General features: G+C 50.9%; 19 protein-coding genes. 12 read left to right on the top strand and 7 right to left on the bottom strand.

Annotated features, from left to right (window positions below; all coding sequences use genetic code 11):
* Nucleotides 1-61: 61 nt before the first annotated feature.
* Nucleotides 62-1,255, top strand: a complete 1,194-nt coding sequence (locus tag FOC66_RS00780) for an LD-carboxypeptidase (RefSeq protein ID WP_003745688.1) — start codon at nt 62-64, stop codon at nt 1,253-1,255.
* A 62-nt stretch (nt 1,256-1,317) separates the two neighbouring features.
* On the opposite strand, the gene serC is transcribed toward FOC66_RS00780, so the two are convergent.
* Nucleotides 1,318-2,424: a phosphoserine transaminase gene (serC, locus tag FOC66_RS00775; protein WP_036493527.1), complete on the bottom strand. Its 1,107-nt coding sequence runs from the start codon at nt 2,422-2,424 to the stop codon at nt 1,318-1,320.
* Between the two features lie 343 nt (nt 2,425-2,767).
* Here serC and rimP point away from each other — a divergent pair, with 343 nt between their 5' ends.
* The 5 genes from rimP to FOC66_RS00750 all read left to right on the top strand — a co-directional run bounded on the left by rimP (nt 2,768) and on the right by FOC66_RS00750 (nt 11,431).
* On the top strand, nt 2,768-3,199 hold the full coding sequence (gene rimP / locus FOC66_RS00770; protein ID WP_003745685.1) for a ribosome maturation factor RimP: 432 nt from the start codon (nt 2,768-2,770) through the stop codon (nt 3,197-3,199).
* Nucleotides 3,200-3,226: 27 nt separating this feature from the next.
* On the top strand, nt 3,227-4,732 hold the full coding sequence (gene nusA / locus FOC66_RS00765) for a transcription termination factor NusA (RefSeq protein ID WP_036493524.1): 1,506 nt from the start codon (nt 3,227-3,229) through the stop codon (nt 4,730-4,732).
* A gap of 11 nt (nt 4,733-4,743) precedes the next feature.
* Entirely contained in the window at nt 4,744-7,674 is a 2,931-nt protein-coding gene (infB, locus tag FOC66_RS00760; protein ID WP_003745681.1) for a translation initiation factor IF-2, read from the top strand.
* A gap of 349 nt (nt 7,675-8,023) precedes the next feature.
* Nucleotides 8,024-10,762, top strand: coding sequence for a calcium-binding protein (locus tag FOC66_RS00755; RefSeq protein WP_003745679.1), 2,739 nt, complete (start codon nt 8,024-8,026; stop codon nt 10,760-10,762).
* A 111-nt stretch (nt 10,763-10,873) separates the two neighbouring features.
* Nucleotides 10,874-11,431: a nitroreductase family protein gene (locus FOC66_RS00750; RefSeq protein WP_003745677.1), complete on the top strand. Its 558-nt coding sequence runs from the start codon at nt 10,874-10,876 to the stop codon at nt 11,429-11,431.
* Between the two features lie 78 nt (nt 11,432-11,509).
* Here the strand turns inward: FOC66_RS00750 and FOC66_RS00745 are convergent, their stop codons facing one another.
* The 4 genes from FOC66_RS00745 to yajC all read right to left on the bottom strand — a co-directional run bounded on the left by FOC66_RS00745 (nt 11,510) and on the right by yajC (nt 15,849).
* Complete coding sequence (locus FOC66_RS00745; protein WP_003745675.1) at nt 11,510-12,391, bottom strand: carbohydrate kinase family protein; 882 nt, start codon at nt 12,389-12,391, stop codon at nt 11,510-11,512.
* Between the two features lie 323 nt (nt 12,392-12,714).
* Nucleotides 12,715-13,650, bottom strand: coding sequence for a protein translocase subunit SecF (gene secF / locus FOC66_RS00740; protein WP_003686183.1), 936 nt, complete (start codon nt 13,648-13,650; stop codon nt 12,715-12,717).
* 3 nt (nt 13,651-13,653) lie between these two features.
* Nucleotides 13,654-15,507: a protein translocase subunit SecD gene (secD, locus tag FOC66_RS00735; protein WP_003745673.1), complete on the bottom strand. Its 1,854-nt coding sequence runs from the start codon at nt 15,505-15,507 to the stop codon at nt 13,654-13,656.
* 75 nt (nt 15,508-15,582) lie between these two features.
* A complete protein-coding gene (gene yajC, locus FOC66_RS00730) occupies nt 15,583-15,849 on the bottom strand; it encodes a preprotein translocase subunit YajC (protein WP_003675720.1) in 267 nt (88 codons plus the stop codon).
* Between the two features lie 177 nt (nt 15,850-16,026).
* Here yajC and FOC66_RS00725 point away from each other — a divergent pair, with 177 nt between their 5' ends.
* The 4 genes from FOC66_RS00725 (at nt 16,027) to FOC66_RS00710 (ending at nt 21,454) form a co-directional block, all read left to right on the top strand.
* Complete coding sequence (locus FOC66_RS00725; protein WP_003745671.1) at nt 16,027-17,085, top strand: histone deacetylase family protein; 1,059 nt, start codon at nt 16,027-16,029, stop codon at nt 17,083-17,085.
* A gap of 234 nt (nt 17,086-17,319) precedes the next feature.
* Nucleotides 17,320-18,384 carry a 2,3-butanediol dehydrogenase gene (locus FOC66_RS00720; protein WP_003745670.1) on the top strand — a complete coding sequence of 355 codons (1,065 nt, stop codon included), beginning with the start codon at nt 17,320-17,322 and terminating at the stop codon, nt 18,382-18,384.
* A 118-nt stretch (nt 18,385-18,502) separates the two neighbouring features.
* On the top strand, nt 18,503-19,645 hold the full coding sequence (locus FOC66_RS00715; RefSeq protein ID WP_003745664.1) for an NADH-dependent flavin oxidoreductase: 1,143 nt from the start codon (nt 18,503-18,505) through the stop codon (nt 19,643-19,645).
* A 213-nt stretch (nt 19,646-19,858) separates the two neighbouring features.
* The gene (locus tag FOC66_RS00710) at nt 19,859-21,454 is read left to right on the top strand and encodes a peptide chain release factor 3 (protein WP_003745662.1); all 1,596 of its coding nucleotides are present in this window, start codon (nt 19,859-19,861) and stop codon (nt 21,452-21,454) included.
* Nucleotides 21,455-21,503: 49 nt separating this feature from the next.
* Here the strand turns inward: FOC66_RS00710 and FOC66_RS00705 are convergent, their stop codons facing one another.
* Nucleotides 21,504-22,274, bottom strand: a complete 771-nt coding sequence (locus FOC66_RS00705) for a sulfite exporter TauE/SafE family protein (protein ID WP_003745661.1) — start codon at nt 22,272-22,274, stop codon at nt 21,504-21,506.
* Nucleotides 22,275-22,471: 197 nt separating this feature from the next.
* Here FOC66_RS00705 and FOC66_RS00700 point away from each other — a divergent pair, with 197 nt between their 5' ends.
* On the top strand, nt 22,472-23,017 hold the full coding sequence (locus FOC66_RS00700) for a TIGR00645 family protein (protein ID WP_003745659.1): 546 nt from the start codon (nt 22,472-22,474) through the stop codon (nt 23,015-23,017).
* A 72-nt stretch (nt 23,018-23,089) separates the two neighbouring features.
* Here the strand turns inward: FOC66_RS00700 and FOC66_RS00695 are convergent, their stop codons facing one another.
* A complete protein-coding gene (locus FOC66_RS00695) occupies nt 23,090-24,040 on the bottom strand; it encodes a bile acid:sodium symporter family protein (protein WP_003745657.1) in 951 nt (316 codons plus the stop codon).
* Nucleotides 24,041-24,317: 277 nt separating this feature from the next.
* Between FOC66_RS00695 and FOC66_RS00690 the strand changes: the two genes are divergently transcribed.
* A complete protein-coding gene (locus FOC66_RS00690) occupies nt 24,318-24,755 on the top strand; it encodes a hypothetical protein (protein ID WP_003745654.1) in 438 nt (145 codons plus the stop codon).
* Nucleotides 24,756-24,899 lie beyond the last annotated feature (144 nt).

Genomic DNA, 24,899 nt, shown 5'->3' with positions numbered 1-24,899 from the left:
CCTATAAGGTCCGACACGCCCAATTCAGGCCGTCTGAACATATAACGAAAGGAAAACCTCAATGAACTCCACCACGCGCCGCCATTTCCTGCGTACCTGCTCTGCCGCGGCAGGCGCAGGGTTGCTGCAAGCCTGCGGCACAGGCACGACTACCACGCCACAAACCAAAACCACTTCTACCACCGCGAAAGCCCAAACCGTGCAACCTAAGCAACCCCATCCGCCACGTTCCGGCGACAACCTCCTGCGCGTTGTTGCGCCGTCAGGCTTCGCCGAAGACCCCAACCGCGTGACTACCGGCCTGACCCGCCTCTACAATGCAGGCTTTACCGTAACCAACCAACAGGCAGGCAGCCGCCGCTACCAACGCTTTGCCGGCAGCGACGCCCAACGCGCCGCCGACTTCCAAGACGTTGCCGGCGGCCGTGTTGAAACACCCAAAGTCCTCATGGGCTTGCGCGGCGGCTATGGCGCGGCACGCATCCTGCCACAAATCGACTTCGCCTCACTCGGTGCCAGAATGCGCGAACGCGGCACATTGTTCTTCGGCTTCAGCGACGTTTGCGCCGTCCAACTCGCTCTGTTGGCCAAAGGCAATATGATGAGCTTTGCCGGCCCGATGGTGTACAGCGAATTCGGCAAAGCTGACCCCAGCGTCTTTACCATGGATTCCTTCATCCGCGGCACAACCAACAACGTCAACATCGTTGATGTCCCAACCATCCAACGCGCCGATGTCAACGTCGAAGGCACATTATGGGGCGGCAACCTGAGCGTACTCGCTTCCCTCGCCGGTACGCCTTACATGCCCGACATTCAAGGCGGTATCCTCTTTATCGAAGACGTCAGCGAACAGCCTTACCGCATCGAGCGTATGCTCAATACGCTTTATCTGTCAGGTGTTTTGCAAAAACAACGCGCCATCATCTTCGGCGATTTCCGCATGGGCACCATCCGCGATGCGTACGATTCCAGCTACGACTTCTCCGCCGTCGTCAACCACATTTCGCGCACCGCCAAGATTCCTGTGTTGACCGGTTTCCCATTCGGCCACATCACCAACAAAACCACTTTCCCGTTGGGCGCGCATGCCAAAGTCCGCAGTACCGGCAACGGCGGTTATTCCGTCACCTTCAGCGGCTACCCGACGCTGAATCCGTCCGCGCTGACGCTCAACAACCTGCTGCCGCCTCCCGTGCCGACTTACGACAGCACCATCTACCGCGACAGCATTACTGAAGAAGTGACCGAATAAGGCTTGTTCAAATCAAAAGGCCGTCTGAAACCCAGTTTCAGACGGCCTTTTTATCTTAAGTCTTAACCGTAACGTCGTTGGAAATCTTTCATAAAGTCGGCCAACGCGTTCACACCTTCAAGCGGCATCGCATTATAAATGCTGGCGCGCATACCGCCGACGGTTTTGTAGCCCTTGAGCAGGCACAGGCCCTGCAACTCAGCTTCCAACACAAAGCGGCGATCCAAATCCTCACTTGCGGTTTTGAAGACCACGTTCATTTTGGAACGCGCATCAGGATGAATATCGTTGATGTAAAAACCGCCGCTGCCGTCTATCGCCTCATACAAGGTTTGTGCCTTCATTCGATTGACCGCTTCAATTTTTTTCACACCGCCCTGCGTTTGCAGCCAGCGGAACACCAAGCCCGACATATAAATCGCATAGGTGGAAGGCGTGTTGTACATACCGTCGCGGTTGATGTGCGAACGGTAGTTGAACACATCGGGAATATCGTTCGGACAACGCTCCAGCAAATCCTCGCGGATAATGACCACGGTCGCACCGGCGGGGCCGATATTTTTTTGTGCGCCGGCATAAATCAGGCCGTAATCGGATACATCAAACTCACGCGACAAAATCTCGCTCGACATATCGCACACCAGCGGCGGCAGGCCGTCTGAAAGTTTGGGGACGTTTTGATACTGCAAGCCGTTTACGGTTTCATTAATCGCAAAATGAACAAACGCGGAATTCGGGTTGACATCCCAATCCTCCACCGCAGGCAGGTTTTTATAGGCATATTGCTCGCCGCCATGCGCGGCCAAACGGATTTCGGCATTGCTCAAACGGCTCATCTGTTCATAGGCAATACGGCTCCAGTTGCCCGTTACCACCGCGTCGGCAGTCGCAAAACCGTGCGCCAAATTCATGGCCACCATATTGAATTGCGTGGTCGCACCGCCCTGTAAAAACAGGATTTTATAGTTGGACGGAATATTCAAAAGCTGGCGCAAGTCTTGTTCGGCATGATGAAGAATGCTCAAAAACATATCCGAACGGTGGCTCATCGCCATCACGGGGAAACCCGTACCGTTGTAGTCGAGCATTTCCTGTTGCGCGGTACGCAATACGGCTTCCGGCAATACGGCAGGACCTGCGGAAAAATTATAAATCGGGTGTGCGGACATAGCGGCCATCTTTCTTCTTCGGAGGGTATGAAGAAATTGTAGAACCGCCTTGCACATTGTGCAAGCACGAAAAATCAGGAAATCCAAGGCCGTCTGAAAACAAAGCACCACCAATTATTTGTTTTCCAAAAAAATTCCAGAAAAGCCACATCAAAACTTGTCAACAATTCCCTTTTCAGACGGCCTCATCCCCACCCCTTCCATTTAAGCAATTACTTCAAAAAATCCACGCCAAATCAACGCTTTTCTTTTATCTGGAAAACAGTTATAATAGGCCAATTTTTCAAATCACACGAAAAATGGCCGCGCGGCCATTTTTTTGTTTATGTACTTCTGGAGAAGCATGGATATTCAAAGCATTCTTGATAAAACCCTGCCCGGCTTGGGCTACGAGCTGGTCGATTTCGAACTGACCGCGCAAGGCGATTTGCGCATTTTCATCGATAAAGAAGGCGGCATCACCGTCGAAGACTGCGCCACTGTCAGCAACCATCTGAGCCGCGTGTTCATGGTTGAAGACATCGACTACAAACGCTTGGAAATCTCCAGCCCGGGCCTTGACCGACCGTTGAAAAAAGCCGCCGACTTCGTGCGCTTTGCCGGCCAGAACGCCAAAATCAAAACACGCCTGCCGATTGATGGTCAGAAAAACTTCATCGGCCGCATCGAATCTTGCGAAAACGACATTGTTACCGTCTCTTTCGACGGCAAAACCGCCCAAATCGAATTGAGCAACATCGACAAAGCCCGTTTGCGCCCCGAATTTAAATTTTAAAAACCGATTACTTGGAGATTCTAGAAAATGAGTCGCGAAATGTTACAGCTGGCCGAAGCGCTGGCAAGTGAAAAAAACGTTGAAACGGAAGTCGTATTCAAAGCCCTTGAATTCGCCCTCTCTACTGCCGCCAAGAAAAAAGCCGACCGCGAGCACATGGACGTGCGCGTCGAAATCGACCGCGATACCGGCGAATACCAAACCTTCCGCCGCTGGCTGATTGTTGCCGATGAAGACTACACCTACCCCGACGTAGAAAAAACCATCGAGGAAATCCAAGAAGAAATCCCCGGCACCACCATCCAAATCGGCGAATACTACGAAGAGCAGCTGCCAAACGAAGGCTTCGGCCGCCAAGCAGCGCAAACCGCCAAACAAATCATCCTGCAACGCATCCGTGATGCGGAGCGCGAGCAAAACCTGAACGAGTTCCTTGCTTCTAAAGAAGACATCGTTTCCGGCACCGTAAAACGCGTTGAGCGCCACGGCATCATCGTTGAAGTCGTCGCGGGCAAACTTGATGCACTGATTCCACGCGAAGAAATGATTCCGCGCGAAAACTTCCGCAGCGGCGACCGCATCCGCGCCCTCTTCCTGCGTGTGGACGAAATCGGCAATACCGGCCGCAAACAAGTTATTTTGAGCCGTACCAGCGGCGACTTCTTGGCCAAACTCTACGCCAACGAAGTGCCTGAAATTGCAGACGGCCTGTTGGAAATCCGCGAAGTAGCACGCGATCCAGGCCAACGCGCCAAAGTTGCCGTTAAAGCCAACGACCAACGCATCGATCCACAGGGTACTTGTATCGGCGTGCGCGGTTCCCGTGTCAACGCCGTGAGCAACGAATTGTCCGGCGAACGCATCGACATCGTTTTGTGGTCTCCCGAGCCTGCCCAATTCGTGATGAACGCGCTGTCTCCTGCCGAAGTGAGCCGCATCGTGATTGACGAAGACAAACACGCCGTTGACGTGATTGTTGATGAAAACCAACTGGCGCTGGCCATCGGCCGCGGCGGTCAAAACGTCCGCCTGGCTTCCATCCTGACCGGCTGGCAGCTGAACATCATGACCGTTGAAGAAGCCGACGAGCGCAATGCCGCCGAAGACGCCGTTATCCGCAACCTCTTCACTACCCACTTGAACATCGACGATGAAACCGCCGATATTTTGGTTGAAGAAGGTTTTGCCACATTGGAAGAAGTGGCTTACGTTCCGGCGGCAGAATTGCTCGCCATCGAAGGCTTTGACGAAGAAATCGTTGAAACCCTGCGCAACCGCGCACGCGACGCCATCCTGACCATGACCATCGCGGCAGAAGAAAAACTGGGCGAAGTGTCTGAAGACATGCGCAATCTGGACGGCGTAGATTCCGATATGTTGCGCAAGCTTGCCGAAGCAGGCGTGACCCAACGCGACGATCTGGCCGAATTGTCTGTTGACGAATTGGTCGAAATTACCGGTGTTGACGAAGAAGAAGCCAAAAAAGTGATTTTGGCTGCACGCGAACACTGGTTTACTGAAGAAAACAACTAAGGGGGTACTGAATGAGTAATACAACCGTAGCACAATTTGCCGCCGAACTAAACCGCCCCGTCGATGATTTGCTTAAACAATTGAAAGAAGCCGGCGTCAACAAAAACAGCGGTAATGACAGCCTGACCACTGACGACAAACAACTGCTGACCGCTTACCTGCAAAAGAAAAATGGCAGCAACAGCGGCACCATCAGCATCCGCCGCAAAAAAACCGAAGTCAGCACCGTTGACGGCGTAAAAGTGGAAACACGCCGCCGCAGCCGTGCCGTTACCATTCCTTCTTCCGAAGAATTGGCCGCGGAGGCCAAAGCCAAAGTAGCGGCTGAAAACCAAAAAGCCGAAGCAGAAAAAGCAGCCGCCAAAGCTGCCGAAGAAAAAGCCAAAGCTGCCGAAGAAAAAGCCAAAGCTGCCGAAGAAAAAGCCAAAGCTGAAGCAGAAGCAGCCGCAAAAGCCGAAGCCCGCGCCAAAGCAGAGGCCGAAGCAGCCAGACTGAAAGCAGCCAAAGCCGCACCAAAAGCAGAAAGCAAGCCTGCCGAAGCCAAAAAAGAAGAAGCTAAACCGGTTGAAGCCGTAGAAGCTAAAGTAGAAGCCAAAGCAGACACCAAGCCGTCTGAAAAATCCGTTGAAGCTGAAAAACCGGCCGAAGCCAAAAAACCTGCTAAAGCCAAACAAGACAAAGGCGGTAAAGGCAAAGAAGCGAAAAAGGCAGCCAAACCTGCCGCGCCTGCCGTACCTCAACCTGTCGTCAGCGAGGAAGAACAGGCTCAACGCGATGAAGAAGCCCGTCGTGCCGCTGCCCTGCGTGCGCATCAAGAAGCCTTGTTGAAAGAAAAACAAGAGCGTCAAGCACGCCGCGAAGCCATGAAACAACAGGCCGAGCAAGAAGCAAAATCTGCCAAAGAAGCCAAATCCAAATCAGGCGAACGCAACAAATCTGCCGAGAAAACCAAATCCTCAGCCGGCGAAGGCAAATCCGAACACAACGCGCGCAATAAAAAAGACGACCGCCGCGATCGTGACGAAGAGAACCAAGGCCGCAACGCCAAAGGCAAAGGCGGCAAAGGCGGCCGTGACCGCAACAATGCACGCAACGGCGACGACGAGCGCGTACGCAGCGGCAAAAAAGGCAAGAAACTCAAACTCGAGCCGAACCAACACGCCTTCCAAGCACCGACCGAACCTGTCGTACACGAAGTTTTGGTTCCCGAAACCATTACCGTTGCCGATTTGGCGCACAAAATGGCCGTTAAAGGCGTCGAAGTGGTCAAAGCCCTGATGAAAATGGGCATGATGGTCACCATCAACCAATCCATCGACCAAGACACTGCCCTGATTGTGGTGGAAGAACTCGGCCACATCGGCAAACCTGCTGCTGCCGACGATCCAGAGGCATTCTTGGATGAAGGCGTGGAAGCCGTGGAAGCCGAAGCATTGCCGCGTCCTCCGGTGGTTACCGTCATGGGTCACGTCGACCACGGTAAAACCTCCCTGCTGGACTACATCCGCCGCGCCAAAGTGGTACAAGGCGAAGCAGGCGGCATTACCCAACACATCGGTGCATACCACGTTGAAACCCCGCGCGGCGTGATTACCTTCTTGGATACTCCGGGTCACGAAGCGTTTACCGCCATGCGTGCGCGCGGTGCGAAAGCAACCGACATCGTGATTCTCGTGGTTGCAGCCGACGATGGCGTGATGCCGCAAACCATCGAGGCGATTGCCCATGCTAAAGCCGCAGGCGTGCCGATGGTGGTTGCCGTCAACAAAATCGATAAAGAAGCCGCCAATCCCGAGCGTATCCGCCAAGAGCTGACCGCGCACGAAGTCGTGCCGGACGAATGGGGCGGCGATGTACAATTTATCGACGTTTCCGCCAAAAAAGGCATCAATATCGACGCCTTGCTCGAAGCCGTCTTGCTCGAAGCCGAAGTTTTGGAACTGACCGCCCCTGTCGATGCACCAGCCAAAGGTATCATCGTTGAGGCACGTTTGGACAAAGGCCGCGGCGCGGTTGCTACCCTCTTGGTGCAAAGCGGTACGCTGAAAAAAGGCGATATGCTGCTGGCCGGTACTGCATTCGGTAAAATTCGTGCAATGGTTGACGAAAACGGCAAAGCCATCAATGAAGCCGGACCGTCTATCCCTGTCGAAATCCTCGGCTTGTCCGACGTACCGAACGCAGGCGAAGATGCAATGGTGTTGGCCGACGAGAAAAAAGCGCGCGAAATCGCCCTCTTCCGTCAAGGCAAATACCGCGACGTGCGCTTGGCCAAACAACAGGCCGCAAAACTGGAAAACATGTTCAACAACATGGGCGAAAACCAAGCCCAATCCTTGTCTGTCATCATCAAAGCAGACGTACAAGGTTCTTACGAAGCTTTGGCGGGCAGCCTGAAAAAACTGTCCACCGACGAAGTGAAAGTGAACGTGTTGCACAGCGGCGTGGGCGGCATTACCGAATCGGATGTCAACTTGGCCATCGCTTCCGGCGCGTTCATCATCGGCTTTAACGTCCGTGCAGATGCTTCCGCACGCAAACTGGCCGAAAATGAAAATGTGGAAATCCGTTACTACAACATCATTTACGATGCCATCGACGATGTGAAAGCCGCCATGAGCGGCATGCTCTCTCCGGAAGAGAAAGAACAAGTCACCGGTACGGTCGAAATCCGTCAGGTTATCTCCGTTTCCAAAGTTGGCAATATTGCAGGCTGTATGGTTACCGACGGCGTGGTCAAACGCGATTCCCATGTCCGCCTCATCCGCAACAACGTGGTCATCCATACCGGCGAACTGTCTTCTTTGAAACGCTACAAAGACGACGTCAAAGAAGTCCGCATGGGCTTCGAATGTGGTCTGATGATCAAAGGCTACAACGAGATTATGGAAGGCGACCAACTCGAATGTTTCGACATCGTCGAAGTTGCCCGTACGCTGTAATCAGACAGGCCGTCTGAAAAATCAGAAGCAGGTTTTGCAATGCGAAACCTGCTTCTTTTTTTCAGACGGCCTTTTTACACTCTTCATAGTTTGAAACTATAAAAATCAATGTGTGGTATAGAAGGCACAAAACAATCAAACAAGGCAAAACCATTTAGTAAAAGAAGGGACGGCAAACACGGCCCGACAAGGCTCTCTAATTATTGTCATATCTTAATGTTTTTGTTGTTTTTATCAAATTTCGGCACTAGTATATATAGCCTAAACACAATACAAATTAAGCAATACCGGCCATATGCCGGATACGTTTACTTCCTTGTTACTCTCATCAATATCTAAAGAAAATATCATGACAACCGAAAAAGCAACCCGCATCCGCAATGCGCAATTTGAATTACGACATGCAGAGCAATTACAACCTCCCCCCCTTGCCCAAACAACCACAGGCACGCCCGGGGATGACGTTTATTATGTCACCCGCAGCGACGATACAATCATTGAAGACCCAAACGGCGGCGATGATACGGTTTACAGCAGCGTCAGCTATACCCTCCCCAACTACGTTGAAAACCTTGTTTTGACCGGTACGGCCAACATCTTCGGCGCAGGCAACAACAGCAACAACATCCTCATCGGCAATGAAGGCCGCAACCGACTCAACAGCGGCCGCGGCGACGACATCGTTCACGGCGGCGGCGGCAACGATTTCATCAACGGCGGCGAAGGCAACGACCGTCTTTTCGGCGAAACAGGCAATGACACCCTCAACGGCGAAGCAGGCAACGATATGCTTGAAGGTGGCGAAGGCGACGACACCTACCTTTTCTCTGCCAAAAGCGAACAAGACACCATCATCGACGACCAAGGCCACAACAGCATCCGCTTCCATACCGACCTGAGCCTTAACGATTTAACCGTCGAAGTCCGAAACAACGAAACCGGCGGTCAAGACTGGCTGATTGCTGTGAAAAACAGCAATGCCGTTTTAACCATCAAAAACCAATACACGCAAAACGGCACAACGCCGGCAGTCTCCCAATTCATCATCGGCACACAAAAACTGGATGTAAACAGCTTTGCCAAATATTTCAATATTTCCCTGACTGAGCATACCGAAAGCGGCCGGACCATCGATGGCAGCGATGGTAATGACCACCTGATCGGCACATCCGGCGATGATATTATCGACGGCAAAGCCGGTGCCGACATTATGGAAGGCGGAGACGGCAATGACACTTACTATGTTGATAACGCAAAAGACGTAGTGATTGAACAAGCTGGCGGCGGCGAAGACACCGTATTCAGCAGCATTTCATATACTGCCGCCACCCACGTCGAAAATGTTACCTTGACCGGCACAGCCAATATTTTTGCCGCCGGCAACAACAGCAATAACATCCTGACCGGCAACGAAGGCCGCAACCGTCTCAATAGCGGACGCGGTGATGATACCATTTACGGCATGGGTGGCAACGACAACCTCAACGGCGGCGACGGCAACGATTATCTGGATGGCGGCGATGGCAACGATGCCATCAATGGCGATGCTGGAGACGATGTTTTGGTGGGCGGCAACGGCAAAGACATTCTAAAAGGCGGCGCCGGAAACGATACCTATATCTACGGCGACAACGATACCATTATAGACAACCAAGGCATCAATACCCTCAAGTTTTCAGACGGCCTGAACAATGCCAAGCTCAACCTGAAGACCATTCATAACGACGACGGCAGCCAAAGCTGGGAAATTACTTCTGAGCAAGGTTCAGCCCTGATTCAAAACCAAATCGGCGCAGATGGCAGCGTTTCCATCGACCGTTTCCAGTTTAACGACCAAACCTACACTGCCGCGCAGTTCCAACAAGCCTTCCAAGCCCTGAAAGCCGAAACCATCAAATTTGTCGGTACAAACGGCGACGATACCTTGCATGGCGATGCAGGCAACAATGAAATCGACGGCGGCAATGACGGCCGCGACATCCTCTATGGCCACGATGGCGATGACATCTTGCGCGAACACAGCGAAACCTATTACGGCAACGAACCCGCTTCCGACGATAAACTCTACGGCGGCAACGGTAACGACAAACTCTATGCTCATGTAGGCGCAGACTTACTCGACGGCGGCGCAGGCAATGATTATCTGGAAGGCGGCGAACACAACGACACCTATGTTTTCGGAAAAGGTTACGGACACGACACCATTTTCGACTACAACTTCGGTTTCGACAACGAGGCCGGCCTGCACACGCTCAACGCCAACACCGTGAAATTTAGCGGCGGCATTACCCTTGACGACCTTGAAATTACCGTTAAAAAAGGTTACGACAAAACCGATATTGCCGACCTGCCCGACAGCAACCAATTTGTATCTCCCCCCCTGCTGGATGGCGACACTTGGCATATCCACATCAAAGGCACAGACGATGTTTTGACTATCAAAAATCAAAGCGGTATTTATGGGGCGATTTCCGAGTTTCAGTTTGACGGCAATGCCTCATACAGCACGGGCGAACTGATCAACCACTTCAAACTGTCTATCCCGCACATGATCGGCAACAAAAACATCGTCCAATACACCGGCCAACCCGTTGAAGAACTCAACCGGGATGTGTACAACAACTTCAACCACACCATCCATGCCGATAGCGACAACAGCGATTTAGATTTGTCGCGTTACACTTCTGTTGTCGAATACAGGGGCAACCGCAGTGATGAAACCATTACTTTGGGCCGCGGCATCAACATCGTCGATACAGCCGGCGGCAACGACACCATTACCGATCCGGGTGCCGACAACACCATCATCATGTTTGGCAGAAACAGCGGCAACGACACCTTTAATCCGTATGGTGGCAGCGATACCCAAGTCCTTTTCAAAGAAGGGCTGACGCTGAAAGATTTACAGTTGAAAACCGGCGATGATTGGGTCTTAACCATCAAAGATACAGGCGACACCCTGACCATCCATGATATTGCCAACAATAATATCGACAGCTTTGTATTTGAAAGCGGTAAGAGTTACACCGCCGACGAAATCAGCAAAGCACTGATTACTGAAAATACGCAAAACAACGGTATCCTGTAAAACCCAAAGGCCGTCTGAAACCTGAATTCAGACGGCCTCAGTCTTTTGCTGATTTATTTATCTTTCCGCTATATAATTATTCTCATTCAAGTTCACAAGAAAGAATAAAACATGGATGCCTTAAATCTCCTGACCACACGTCGCTCTTCCAAAAAACTGGCTGCTCCGGCACCCAATGCCAAGCAACTGGAACAAATGCTGCAAGCGGCAACACAAGTGCCCGATCACGGCAATATGCGCCCCTACCGCTTTACCGTTATTCAAAGCGAGACCGGCTTGCAACGTTTCCGCGAGCTGTTGAGCAAGACCGTTACCGAACTCAACTTCGGTGATGATGCCATGAAAAAGGCCGAACGTGTCGGCAACATGGCGCCTATGATTATCGGCGTTACATTTGCGCCGAACCGTGAAGTGGCAAAACCCAAACCTGAATGGGAACAAATGCTGACTGCCGGCTGTGCCGCCTATGCTTTACAACTGGCTGCTTCTGCTCAAGGCTTCGACAATGTTTGGATTACGGGCATGTGGGTCAACAGCCCATTGTTGCGCGAAGCATTTGAGTGTACCGACAAAGACAAAATCATCGGCCTGATGATGATTGGCTCGCCGACCGAAGAAGGCGGCGGCCCGAAAAATACCAACCTGGAATGCTTTACCACTTATTGGTAAAGCCTGAAAATACTCAGGCCGTCTGAAAACCTGATTTAATGGTTTTCAGACGGCCTTTTTACGTCTCTTGTCAAAATATCAAGCAGGATTCATAAACGCTTCAACTTCTTCCAAAGAAATATCCGCCGTTGCACCATGACGCGAAGCAACCAACGCGCCCAACGCACAAGCAAAAGTAATGGCTTCTTGAGGAGGCGCATTATTGAGCAGCTTGTAAGTCAAACCACCAAGAAAGCTGTCGCCCGAGCCGACAGTATCCACCACTTTAACTCGGAAACCGCAATGACGGTACATCTCGCCGTCCTTATACAAAACCGCGCCATGGCTGCCCAAAGTCACACACAAGATTTTGACACCGGTCAGCTTAACAAGATAGCTGATATTTTGTTCGATACTGTGATAAGGAGAGCCGTAAGCCGCAGCCAACTCATACAGCTCATCATCATTGAGTTTGACCATATCGGACTGTTTCATGGTCTCCAACAAGCGGTCAATATCGTAATGCGGCTTGCGCAGATTAACGTCAAAAATTTTAAACTTGGCTTCTTTCAATAAAACATCCAGGCTTTTACGCGAAATCTCGTCACGGGTTGCCAAGCTGCCAAAAACAAAAGCATCGGATTCCGCCACTCGTTTGATTGCCGCATTATCATTCGAAATCCTGTCCCACGCGCAAGGATAAACAATCTCATAAGACGCACTGCCAGACTTGTCCAAGTGTACTTTTACCAAACTGGTCGCGCATTCTTGGCAAACCTGCAAATAATCAGTATTGACGTTTTTGCTTTGGACCTGGCGCAGCAATTCCTCGCCATCGGCATCATCGCCGCGACGGCTGATGATGGCAGCATCGATACCCAAAGACTGCAAACGGACAGCAACATTCAAAGGCGCGCCACCCAATACTTTTCCGTTTGGAAAATCGTCCCACAGCACTTCGCCGAAACTGGTTACTTTCATTCTTAACCTTCCTTATTTGAGGTTGATTGGCAGGGTCTGCACACCCGACAGATTTTTTTAAATCATGTACTTGTAGTAAAACTCCAGCATCGGGGGCAAAAGTATTATGTTTTAAAATATTGGGACTGACAAGCAATTAAGGGCATATCAGACAATAAACTTGATTCATCACAAAATTATATTATTCCTATTTTTTCTTTTTCTTTCACATTTATCCCCTCTGATTTCATCAAAATAAAATATTCTGAAATTTAAATACAAAAGGCCGTCTGAAAACTGATTCAATCAATTTTCAGACGGCCTTTATCGAAGTATTGCAACGATTAAACTACCACTTCTTCTTTTTTCTTCACTTCTTTGGCAATGTTCTCACGGCTCAAGCCAAACATCAGCAAGAGCGGGCTGGCAACCAATACGGAAGAGTAAATACCGAACACGATACCGATGGTCAGCGCCATAGAGAAGCCGTGCAAGGCCGCTCCGCCGAACACCAGCATAGAAACAACCATTGCCTCGGTCGAGCCGTGGGTAATGATAGTACGGCTCATGGTCGCGGTAATCGCGTTGTCGATGACTTCCGGCACAGTGTGGCCGCGCATATGCGGCTTACGGAAGTTTTCACGAATACGGTCAAACACAACCACAGATTCGTTCACGGAATAACCCAAAACTGCCAAAATACCTGCCAAGACAGTCAATGAGAATTCCCATTGGAAGAAGGCGAAACAGCCGAGAATAATCACGATATCGTGCATATTCGCAATAATCGCGGACACTGCAAAACGCCACTCAAAACGCATGGACAAGTAAATAATAATACCTGCCACCACGAAGCCTAATGCCATCAAACCATTGGTGACCAATTCTTCGCCGACTTGAGGGCCGATGAATTCGACTTGGCGCAAGGTAACGTCAGGATTGTCTTTTTTCAGCAAATCCATCACTTGGTTGGACAATTGGGCGGAGGTTACGCCTTCTTTGTTCGGCAGGCGGATCATGATGTGCTTGTTCGTACCCAAGGCCTGAACCTGTACATCACCCATTTTCAGCGTATCGAGGCGTTCGCGTGTTTTATTCACATCAACGCCCTGCTGATATTGGACTTCCATCACCGTACCGCCGGTAAATTCGACGGAGAAATTCAGGCCTTTGGTTACCAAAAAGAACACGGCGGCGATAAACGTAACCAACGAAATAAAAGTCGTCAGTTTGCCGTAGCTCATAAACGGAATATCGCGTTTGATTTTAAATAATTCCATGTTTTACTCCTTGCCTTCTGCCATTTCAGCTTTCGGCTTCCATACCGAACCGATGGAAATATTTTGCAATTTGCGACGGCGGCCGTACCACAAGTTGACCAAAGCACGGAACACGACCACGGATGAATACATCGAAGTCAGAATACCGATACAGTGTACAACCGCAAAACCGCGTACCGGGCCGGAACCGAATACCAACAAAGCGATACCGGCAATCAGAGAGGTCAAGTTGGAGTCGACAATGGTTGCCCAAGCGTGTTGGAAACCGAGGTTGATGGCCTGCTGCGGTGCGACACCGGCACGCAATTCCTCACGGATACGTTCATTAATCAACACGTTGGAGTCAATCGCCATACCCAAGGTCAAGGCCAAGGCGGCAATACCCGGCAAGGTCAGCGTTGCCTGCATGGCAGACAAAATACCCACCAAAAACAAGATATTGGTACTCAAGGCAATGGTAGAGAAGAAACCCATCAAGCGGTAGTAAATCACCATGAATGCAGCAACAGCGGCAAAGCCCCACAAGGTAGAGTGGAAACCTTTTTCAATGTTTTCTTTACCCAAAGACGGGCCGATGGTACGTTCTTCAACAATCTGCATCGGTGCGGCCAGCGAACCGGCACGCAGCAACAATGAAGTATCGTTGGCTTCGGCTGTCGTCATGCTGCCGGAAATCTCCACGCGGCCGCCGGTAATGGCGGCACGGATGACAGGTGCGGTAACGACTTCGGATTTACCTTGGTCGATCAACACCATAGCCATACGTTTACCCACATTGGCCGAAGTCAATTCGCCAAAAATGCTGCCGCCCGCACTATCCAGGCTCAGGCTCACGGCAGGCGCGCCCATTTGGTCAAAGCTAGGTTGCGCGTCGTTGATGTTGTCGCCGGTCAGTTCAACTTGTTTGTTGACCAAAATAGTTTCCGGATGATCGCCACCACTTGACAGCAATTCGTAACCGGTCGGCACATTGCCGTTCAAAGCTTCTTGCAGTTTGATCGGATCGTCTTCCACCATGCGCACTTCCAAAGTCGCGGTACGGCCGATAATGTCTTTGGCTTTGGCAGTATCTTGCACGCCCGGCAGCTGTACGACAATGCGGTCAAGGCCGGATTGTTGGATAACCGGTTCGGCTACGCCCAATTCGTTCACACGGTTGTGCAACGTATTGATGTTTTGTTTAACCGCATCAGAACGTACTTTATTGATTGCCTCTTCAGACAAAGTCAGCACGATATTGTTGCCGTCCGGCAGCAGCGTGGCTTCAGGGAACAATTTTTGCAACTGAGGCAAGGCTTTTTGTACATCGGCAGCATCTTGCAAAGGCACGGTCAGACCGTTTTCAGTCTGATGCACCGTGCCGGTACGGATTTTTTCGCGGCGCAATTCGCGGCGGATGTCGCCGGAATAACGTTCAAACGTTTTCTGCATCGCGGCTTTCATGTCCACCTGCATGGTGAAATGCACGCCGCCGCGCAAGTCCAGACCCAAGAACATCGGATTGGCTTTAATTTTCGCCATCCACTCAGGGCTGTCTGCCAACAGGTTGAGCGCGGTAATATAACCTTCGCCCAAAGTATTTTCGATGACGTCGCGCGCTTTCAATTGCGTTTCGGTATCTTTGAAACGCACTTTCAGCGAGTTGTCGACGATGAACATACCATCAGTCTGAATACCCGCCTGTTTCAGCGCGGCATCCACTTTAGACTGGGTTTGATCGTTGATCACGATGGCTTGTCGGTTGGTCGATACCTGTACGGCAGGCGTTTCACCGAAAAGGTTGGGCAGCGAGTAAACAGCCGCAACCACAATCGTGAACGCAATCAGCAGGTATTTCCATAAAGGATAACGGTTCATGGTAAACCTTTGCTTTATTTATAAAGGCAAACAGCCGCGCTCGGAAAATGAGGCGGCTTTTTGCAAAAAAACGGATTATTCGGCTTTCGCGGCAATCGCGTTGCGCTCAACTTCCACTTCGATTTTCGCACCTTGGCCGATGTCGACAGTGTAGAATTGCTCGCCGACTTTGGTCACGCGGCCTTTGAAACCTGCCGCCAAAACGACTTTATCGCCGACTTTCAAAGCGGCCAACATCGCTTGGTGCGCTTTGAATTTCTTTTGTTGAGGACGCATAATCAGGAAGTAAAACACCACCATGATCAGCACTAAAGGGGCAAATTGAGCCACTGCTTGATTCATAATATATCCGTTCTTTCAAGTTTTAGATTAAGTAAAAAACTGCACACTGCAATCAAACACATTGGTTGGACTGCAAAATTGAGCTATTCTAAAGGCCGTCTGAAAAATTTCCAAGTATTTCCGTATTTATTAACCATATTTAGCAGTCTTTACGACTTGTCCGACACATACTGTTCCATGTTCAAAAAAATCCTTTGGCGCATCAGCACCCGCCTGCGCCGTTTGTTTGGCAAAAACGCCCGCACCGTATGGATTTCGCATCCGATATTCCTACAGCACCAGCCGGGGCCCAACCATCCCGACAGGCCCGAACGCATCAGCGCCATTCAAACCGCCTTAAAACAAGAAGGCATTTGGCGTCGCCTGCAAACCGCCGAAGCACCGGAAATCAAAGATGCGCAACTGGCATTGGTCCACTCGCGCAACTATCTACACGAGTTGGAAGCCGCCCAGCCGCTCCCCGGTAAAATCCACCGTATCGACGACGATACCGTCATCTGCCACGACTCCCTTCAAGCCGCCCGTTTTGCGGCCGGTGCCGTCGTCAAGGCAGTCGATATGGTGATGAACAAAAAGGCCTGGCATGCTTTTTGCGCCATCCGCCCGCCAGGCCACCATGCCCACAGCAACAGCGCCGGCGGCTTTTGCCTGATCAACAACGTTGCCGCCGGCGTGATGCATGCCATTGCCCAATACCGCTTGCAACGCATCGCCGTCATCGATTTCGACGTTCACTTCGGCGACGGTACGGCGGAGATTCTCCAAGACGATCCGCGCGTGATGTTTTTCAACCTGTTTGAAACCGACATCTTCCCCTTCCCTCAGGCAGAACAATACGCCGGCAATAAGAATATGCTGCATACGCCCCTCAAACCGGGCACAGGCAGCCGTATCTTCCGCACGACCATCCGCGAACAATGGCTGCCCAAGCTCACGGCCTTCCGCCCCGAGTTGGTGTTGCTTTCGGCAGGTTTTGACGGGCACAAACAAGACGAAACAGGCCGTCTGAACCTGCATGAAGCCGACTTTGCCTGGCTGACGCACAAAATCGTCCAAGCAACGGCAAGCTGTCAGGGACGTGTCGTTTCCGTACTGGAGGGCGGCTATACCTTGGAATCCATGTCCAAATCCGCCGCCGCCCACATCCGCGTATTGGCGGGCTTGAGCAAGGCCGATTACGTCGTCGCCTACCAAAAACATTTGAAGCGAGGCAAAAGTAACAATCCTACACCATAATGCATTCAAACTATTGACCCCAGGCCGTCTGAAAACAGATTATCTATTTCAGACGGCCTTTTTTTTCATTTACAAACTTTAATTTGAGCAAAGACAAACCATTTCCATATTATCAGTAGTAAAATAACAAATATAAAACATACCAATAAAAATACTTCACACGCCACACTGCTTCCCTTTCCCTAATTGACCGTCTTTTTCAGACGGCCTCCACTTTAAAAAAGGAGCGTTACAATGAAAGCAGCACGTTTTTACAACAAAGGTGACATCCGCATCGAAGACATTCCCGAGCCAACCGTCGCTCCGGGTACTGTCGGCATCAATGTTGCTTGGTGCGGTATCTGTGGTACCGACCTGCACGAATTCATGGAAGGCCCGATTTTCATTCCGCCTTGCGGCCATCCACACCCAATCTCCGGCGAGTCAGCGCCAGTCACCATGGGTCACGAGTTCTCCGGCGTGGTTTATGCCGTAGGCGAAGGCGTGGACGACATCAAAGTCGGCCAACACGTTGTCGTTGAGCCCTACATCATCCGCGACGACGTACCGACCGGCGAAGGCAGCAACTACCACCTCTCCAAAGACATGAACTTCATCGGCTTGGGCGGCTGCGGTGGCGGCTTGTCTGAAAAAATTGCCGTCAAACGCCGTTGGGTACACCCTATTTCCGACAAAATCCCATTGGACCAAGCTGCTTTGATTGAGCCTCTGTCTGTCGGCCACCATGCTTATGTACGCAGTGGCGCGAAAGAAGGCGACGTCGCATTGGTCGGCGGTGCAGGCCCAATCGGTTTGCTGTTGGCTGCCGTACTGAAAGCCAAAGGCATCAAAGTCATCATCACCGAATTGAGCAAAGCGCGTAAAGACAAAGCACGCGAAGCCGGTGTGGCCGACTACATCCTCGACCCGTCCGAAGTCGATGTCGTTGAAGAAGTGAAAAAACTGACCAACGGCGAAGGCGTAGACGTCGCATTCGAATGCACCAGCGTCAACAAAGTGCTGGACACCATGGTCGAAGCCTGCCGTCCGACTGCGAAAGTCGTCATCGTATCCATTTGGAGCCACCCCGCCACCATCAACGTCCACAGCGTCGTGATGAAAGAGCTGGACGTGCGCGGCACCATCGCCTACTGCAACGACCACGCCGAAACCATCAAATTGGTTGAAGAAGGCAAAATCAACCTTGAGCCTTTCATCACCCAACGCATCAAACTGGACGAATTGATTTCCGAAGGCTTCGAACGCTTGATCCACAACAACGAATCCGCAGTAAAAATCATTGTCAATCCTAATCTTTAATCCTAAGGCTTAAAGAATAAACAGGCCGTCTGAAACCTTTCAGACGGCCTGTGTACTTGATAAATTCCCGAATGGCCCAATCCTCTGCCAACCATTCACTTATCAAAAGCAAAATCTCATGAATCCAAAATACGCCCCACTCTTTCAAACATACACCCTCAATAACGGCGTAACCATCAAAAACCGCCTTGCCGTCGCCCCCATGACCCATTTCGGCTCACAAGCCGACGGTTTAATCAGCGACCAAGAGCGCACCTTCCTCAGCAACCGCGCAGGCGATATGGGCCTGTTTATCACGGCCGCCACTTTGGTTCAAAAAGACGGCAAAGCCTTTCACGGCCAACCTGAAGCCACAGGCGAACACTGCCTCGACAGCCTGAAAGAAACCGCACAAATCCTGCAACAACAAGGCGCAAAAGCGATTTTGCAAATCCATCACGGCGGTTCCAAAGCCATTGATGACCTTTTGGACGGTCTCGACAAAATCAGCGCTTCCGCCAGCGAAGCCGAACACGCACGCGAAGCGACCGCAGAAGAAGTCGAAGCACTCATCGCCTCTTATGCGCAAGCCGCCGATTTGGCGCTTCGTGCCGGTTTTGACGGCGTGGAAATCCACGGCGCAAACGGCTATTTAATCCAACAGTTTTACTCTGCCCAAAGCAACCGCCGCAACGACCAATGGGGCGGCAGCTTGGAAAACAGAATGCGCTTCCCGCTGGCCGTTGTCGATGCCGTGGTTGCCGTCCGCGAAAAACACCAGCGCGACGACTTCATTATCGGCTACCGCTTCTCCCCTGAAGAGCCGGGAGATGACGGCTTAACCATGACCGAAACCGGCGCACTGATTGACGCATTGGTACAAAAACCGCTGCAATATCTGCACGTTTCCCTGTGGGAATTTGATAAAAAGATCCGTCGCGGCGGCGATACCGCGCAAACCCGCATGCAGTTTATCCACGAACGCATCAACGGCAAACTGCCGCTTATCGGCGTGGGCAACCTGTTTACCGCCGACCAAATTTTGGCCGCCTATGAAACCGGTTGGGCAGAATTTATCGCCTTGGGCAAAACCGTGATGATCAATCCGCACATCGCCACGCAAATCCGTGAAGGCCGCGAAGATGAAATCGAAACGCAACTCGACCCGACGCGCGCCGACCATTACGGCCTCCCCGACACCTTGTGGGGATTTGCCTCCAGCGGTACGCAATCATGGCTGCCGCCGGTAAAAGGCGCGGAATGGAAACCGATGGATATTTAATCATCGATTCATAATCGAAGGCCGTCTGAAACTTTTCAGACGGCCTTGTGTTTGGTACAAACATTGAATTATCAAGCATTTTTTTGTACAATTCCGCATCTTTCAATCTATTGCAGGGCGTGTCGCACACGCCCTTATTTTAGCCTGTTTCCCAACACCCATATCCTTCAGGCCGTCTGAAAAAGCGGCCTGAAACTTTTTGCAAAGAAAACCATGTCCCAAGAAATCCTCGACCAAGTGCGCCGCCGCCGCACGTTTGCCATCATCTCCCACCCTGACGCAGGTAAAACCACGCTGACCGAAAAACTGTTGCTGTTTTCAGGTGCGATTCAAAGCGCGGGTACGGTAAAAGGCAAGAAAACCGGCAAATTTGCTACTTCCGACTGGATGGAAATCGAGAAGCAGCGCGGCATTTCCGTGGCTTCGTCCGTAATGCAGTTCGACTACAAAGACCACACCGTCAACCTCTTGGACACGCCGGGACACCAAGACTTCTCCGAAGACACCTACCGCGTTTTGACCGCCGTGGACAGCGCCTTGATGGTCATCGACGCGGCAAAAGGCGTGGAAGCGCAAACCATCAAACTCTTGAACGTCTGCCGCCTGCGCAATACGCCGATTGTGACGTTCATGAACAAATACGACCGCGAAGTGCGCGATTCTTTGGAATTACTGGACGAAGTGGAAAACATCCTGCAAATCCGCTGCGCGCCCGTAACCTGGCCGATCGGCATGGGCAAAAACTTCAAAGGCGTGTACCACATCCTGAACGATGAAATCTATCTCTTTGAAGCGGGCGGCGAACGCCTGCCGCACGAGTTCGACATCATCAAAGGCATCGACAATCCCGAATTGGAACAACGCTTTCCGTTGGAAATCCAACAGTTGCGCGACGAAATCGAATTGGTGCAGGCCGCTTCCAACGAGTTCAATCTCGACGAATTCCTCGCCGGCGAACTCACGCCCGTATTCTTCGGCTCTGCGATTAACAACTTCGGTATTCAGGAAATCCTCAATTCATTGATTGAATGGGCGCCCGCGCCGAAACCGCGCGATGCGACCGTACGCATGGTCGAGCCGGACGAGCCGAAGTTTTCCGGATTTATCTTTAAAATCCAAGCCAATATGGACCCGAAACACCGCGACCGCATCGCCTTCTTGCGCGTCTGCTCCGGCAAATTCGAGCGCGGCATGAAAATGAAACACCTGCGCATCAACCGCGAAATCGCCGCCTCCAGCGTGGTAACCTTCATGTCGCACGACCGCGAGCTGGTGGAAGAAGCCTACGCCGGCGACATCATCGGTATCCCGAACCACGGCAACATCCAAATCGGCGACAGTTTCTCCGAAGGCGAACAACTGGCGTTCACCGGCATCCCTTTCTTCGCGCCCGAACTGTTCCGCAGCGTCCGCATCAAAAACCCTCTAAAAATCAAGCAACTGCAAAAAGGCTTGCAACAGCTCGGCGAAGAAGGCGCGGTGCAGGTCTTCAAACCGATGAGCGGCGCGGATTTGATTTTGGGCGCGGTCGGCGTGTTGCAGTTTGAAGTCGTTACCTCGCGGCTGGCCAACGAATACGGCGTAGAAGCCGTGTTTGACAACGCATCCATCTGGTCGGCGCGCTGGGTATCGTGCGAAGACAAGAAAAAGCTGGCGGAATTTGAAAAAGCCAACGCAGGCAATCTGGCGATAGACGCTGGCGGCAACCTCGCCTACCTCGCGCCTAACCGCGTCAACTTAAATCTGACGCAGGAACGCTGGCCGGACATCGTATTCCACGAAACGCGCGAGCATTCGGTTAAACTGTAAAACGCAAAGGCCGTCTGAAAATTTCAGACGGCCTTTTTTTCATTCGATATCAACCCAATAAATCCCAGGCAAACTTTCCAATGGTCAGGCACAGCAGCAACATAAACCCGTAACGCAGTAATTTAGTTCCGCCGCGTATTGCCAAGCGCGCGCCGACCACGCCGCCGCACAAATTCGCCACCGCCAACGGTATTGCCCATGCCCACACGACATGGCCTTGCGGAATAAAAAACGTCAGTGTGGCAAGATTGGTGGTCGAATTGATGACCTTTGCCGAGGCGTTAGCCGCTAAAAAATCATAGCCGTAAAAGCGGACGAACACAAAAGCCAGCAGGCTGCCCGTCCCCGGCCCGAACACGCCGTCGTAAAACCCGATTAATGCGCCGAAAAACAAGCCCCATAAAGTTTCGCGGCGCGTCAGCTTTTCAGTGCGCGCCGTCTGCCCCAAGTCTTTTTTCAAAAAAGTGTACAGGCACATGGCAATCATGATGACCAGCATTGCCGGTTTCATGTATTGCACGGGGAAATACACCACCGTTTTCGCGCCCAAATATGAAGCGGCAAACGCCAACGCCGCGGCAGGCAGCAGCATTTTCCACGGCACGGGGATTCGGCGCAGGTATTGCCCCATCGCAGTCAGCGTGCCGCAACAGGAAGCGAATTTATTGATGCCCATCACTGAAGCTACAGGCGTAGCGTTTGGCAATAGGTTGAACAATCCGGGAATCTGCAACAGCCCGCCGCCGCCAACCGCCGCATCCATCAGCCCGGCGGCAAAGCCGACCAACACCAGATAATAAAAAAACGAATCTGCAAGCATAATGTCCATCTCTAAAAAGCAAAGCGATTTTGCGCGTGTTTGCCCGACCTGACAACCTACAAGGCCGTCTGAAAACAAAAAGCCGACATCCTGTTTTCAGACGGCCTTTCTTTTTAAATTCAGCCACTAATAAGATTGCGGCTTGAAAATTTTTCCATTAAAATGCCGCCCCCTATCTTTCCCGAACACAACATATTATGGAACATTCTACCCCGACCAAACACACGCCCCGCGACCGAATGGGCATCTTCGCGCATTTCATTTTCGCCAGCCGCTGGCTGCAACTGCCGATTTATCTGGGCTTGATTGTCGCCCAAGGCATTTACGCCTACAAATTCCTCAAATCCTTATGGCATTTGGTCACCAATCTCGGCATCATGGATGAAAACACCATCATGATGGCCGTGTTAAACCTGATTGACGTTGTGATGATTGCCAATCTGCTGACCATGGTCATTATCGGCGGCTACGAAACCTTCGTTTCCCGCCTCCACGTTAACGAACACCCCGACCAGCCCGAATGGCTCAGCCATGTTAACGCATCGGTTTTGAAGGTTAAGCTGTCGATGTCCATCATCAGCATTTCCTCCATCCATCTGCTGCAAACCTTCCTCAACGCCGCCAACCTGACCGAAAAACAAATGATGTGGCAGTGCATTACCCACATCTGTTTCCTGATTTCCGCCCTTGCCATGGCGTTAACGGACAAAATCGTGTACGGCACGACACATAAAGCGCATTGATTTCAAAAACAATCAAAAGGCCGTCTGAAACCTTTTCAGACGGCCTTTTATTATTTGGCAATGTTTACCGGCTTATTGCTGACGCTTGTCCCACCAGGCAAACAAATTGCCCAAAATCGTTCCCGATACAGAGTGCCAAACGCAGGCAACGGCGGCGGCAACGGCAGACTCGGCATTGCCGGGGAAAAATTTGGCGCTCAAACCGGTGGCAAGTCCGGCATTTTGTACGCCGACTTCGATGGCAAGGGTGCGTTTTTTAGCAGTATTCATGCCGGTTAACGCGCCGCTGTAATAGCCGAGGATATAGCCGCCGATATTGTGGGCAGCGATGGCGAGTACCATAACGAAGGCGGATTCGGCGAAACGGTGGCCGTGGACGGCCGCAACGCCGCCGACAATACACGCGAATGCGGCAACGGCAACAGCCGGCATAATCGCGCGCACGTCTTCAAACCAGTGTTTTTTGTGCAGCAAAATATTGGCCACCGAACCAATGACAACAGGCAAAAGCGTTACAAGCAGCATAAATTTGAACATACCCCAGCCGTCCATTTCGACGGTTTGTCCGACCAAATAAGTCATCCACAGCGGCGTTATCACAGGCGCGAGGACGGTGGAAACCGTGGTCATGCCGACTGAAAAAGCAACATCGCCTTTAGCCAAAAAACTCATGATATTGGACGAAACGCCACCCGGACAGGTACCGACCAAAACCAGACCCAGCGTCAATCCGGGTGAAAGATTGAAGGCTTTGGCAATGCCGATGGCGAGCAGGGGCATAATCGTGTATTGGGCGATTGCGCCGATAAAAATATCGAGCGGACGTTGCGCCAGAATTTGATAATCTTCCTTACCCAAAGTCATGCCCATGCCGAGCATGATGATGCCGAGTACAACGACTTGCGTATCGCCTTTTACCCATGAAAACGTAGCAGGTTCGATAAAGGCGATAATAGAGGCAAGAATGATGATCAGGGCGGTGAAGCGGGTCATTTGCCGACTGACTGCGGTCAGAAAGTTCATGTTTTTACTCCTTTGTATGTTCTTATCATGACAATAATTGCCATAAGTTAACAGATATTAACTTATTCATATAACTCTGACAATGAAAATAGAAAAACTGTCATTTCATCAAATTAAACATAAAATATAACGACAATCGTAGCTTATAAGTATCAAGTAGTCTTTGCAGCCAGAAAAATAGTGATGTCTTATGTTTTAAATGCCTCCAATTTAATTTTGCAAAAGACCAAAGCGATACAGGGAAGTTAAATTACAACAACTTAAAAGGAAATAAAAAATGAATTTAAAAGAGCAGGTTGAGTTGTTATTATCTCAGCAGAAACATCCTGAAATAATAAAGAAAAATTTAGATGACCAAAAACTTACCCATGATGTTTTATTATCTTTGGGCGTAAGACCTGATAGTGAATTTTATGAGCTTTATACCAAATATTTTTTAGGATCACTAATTGGTAGCTATAGTGAACTTGTTGATCCATGTTCACCTGACAGCTTTGATGGAGCAATCATGGCTCATGAGTATTGGGATATCCCAAAAAATTATATTCTCTTTACAACCGGGGAAGGAGAAGGGGGTTATTTTTACAATACTGAAGATAATAGCGTTTGGGATTGTGGCTTGGGTGAGCAACACTTGCTAGGTACAGATCAGCTAAGGCATTGGAGTAGCTTTTACAAATTTATGGTTTGGTATTTGACGCCCGATGAATCATAATGGCACTTTGAAAGACTATTAAGTCCTGTCCAGCTTTTTTCAAATTCAAAGATATTTGTTAGATTTTCCACTCAATCTACACCTGTTTTAATACAGATTTGGGATTTGCAACAAATTTCAAAAGCAAAACAGTAGCATTAAGGC

Source organism: Neisseria mucosa (genome assembly GCF_013267835.1).
Taxonomy (GTDB): Bacteria; Pseudomonadota; Gammaproteobacteria; order Burkholderiales; family Neisseriaceae; genus Neisseria.
This window is presented reverse-complemented; position numbering and strand designations above follow the sequence as displayed.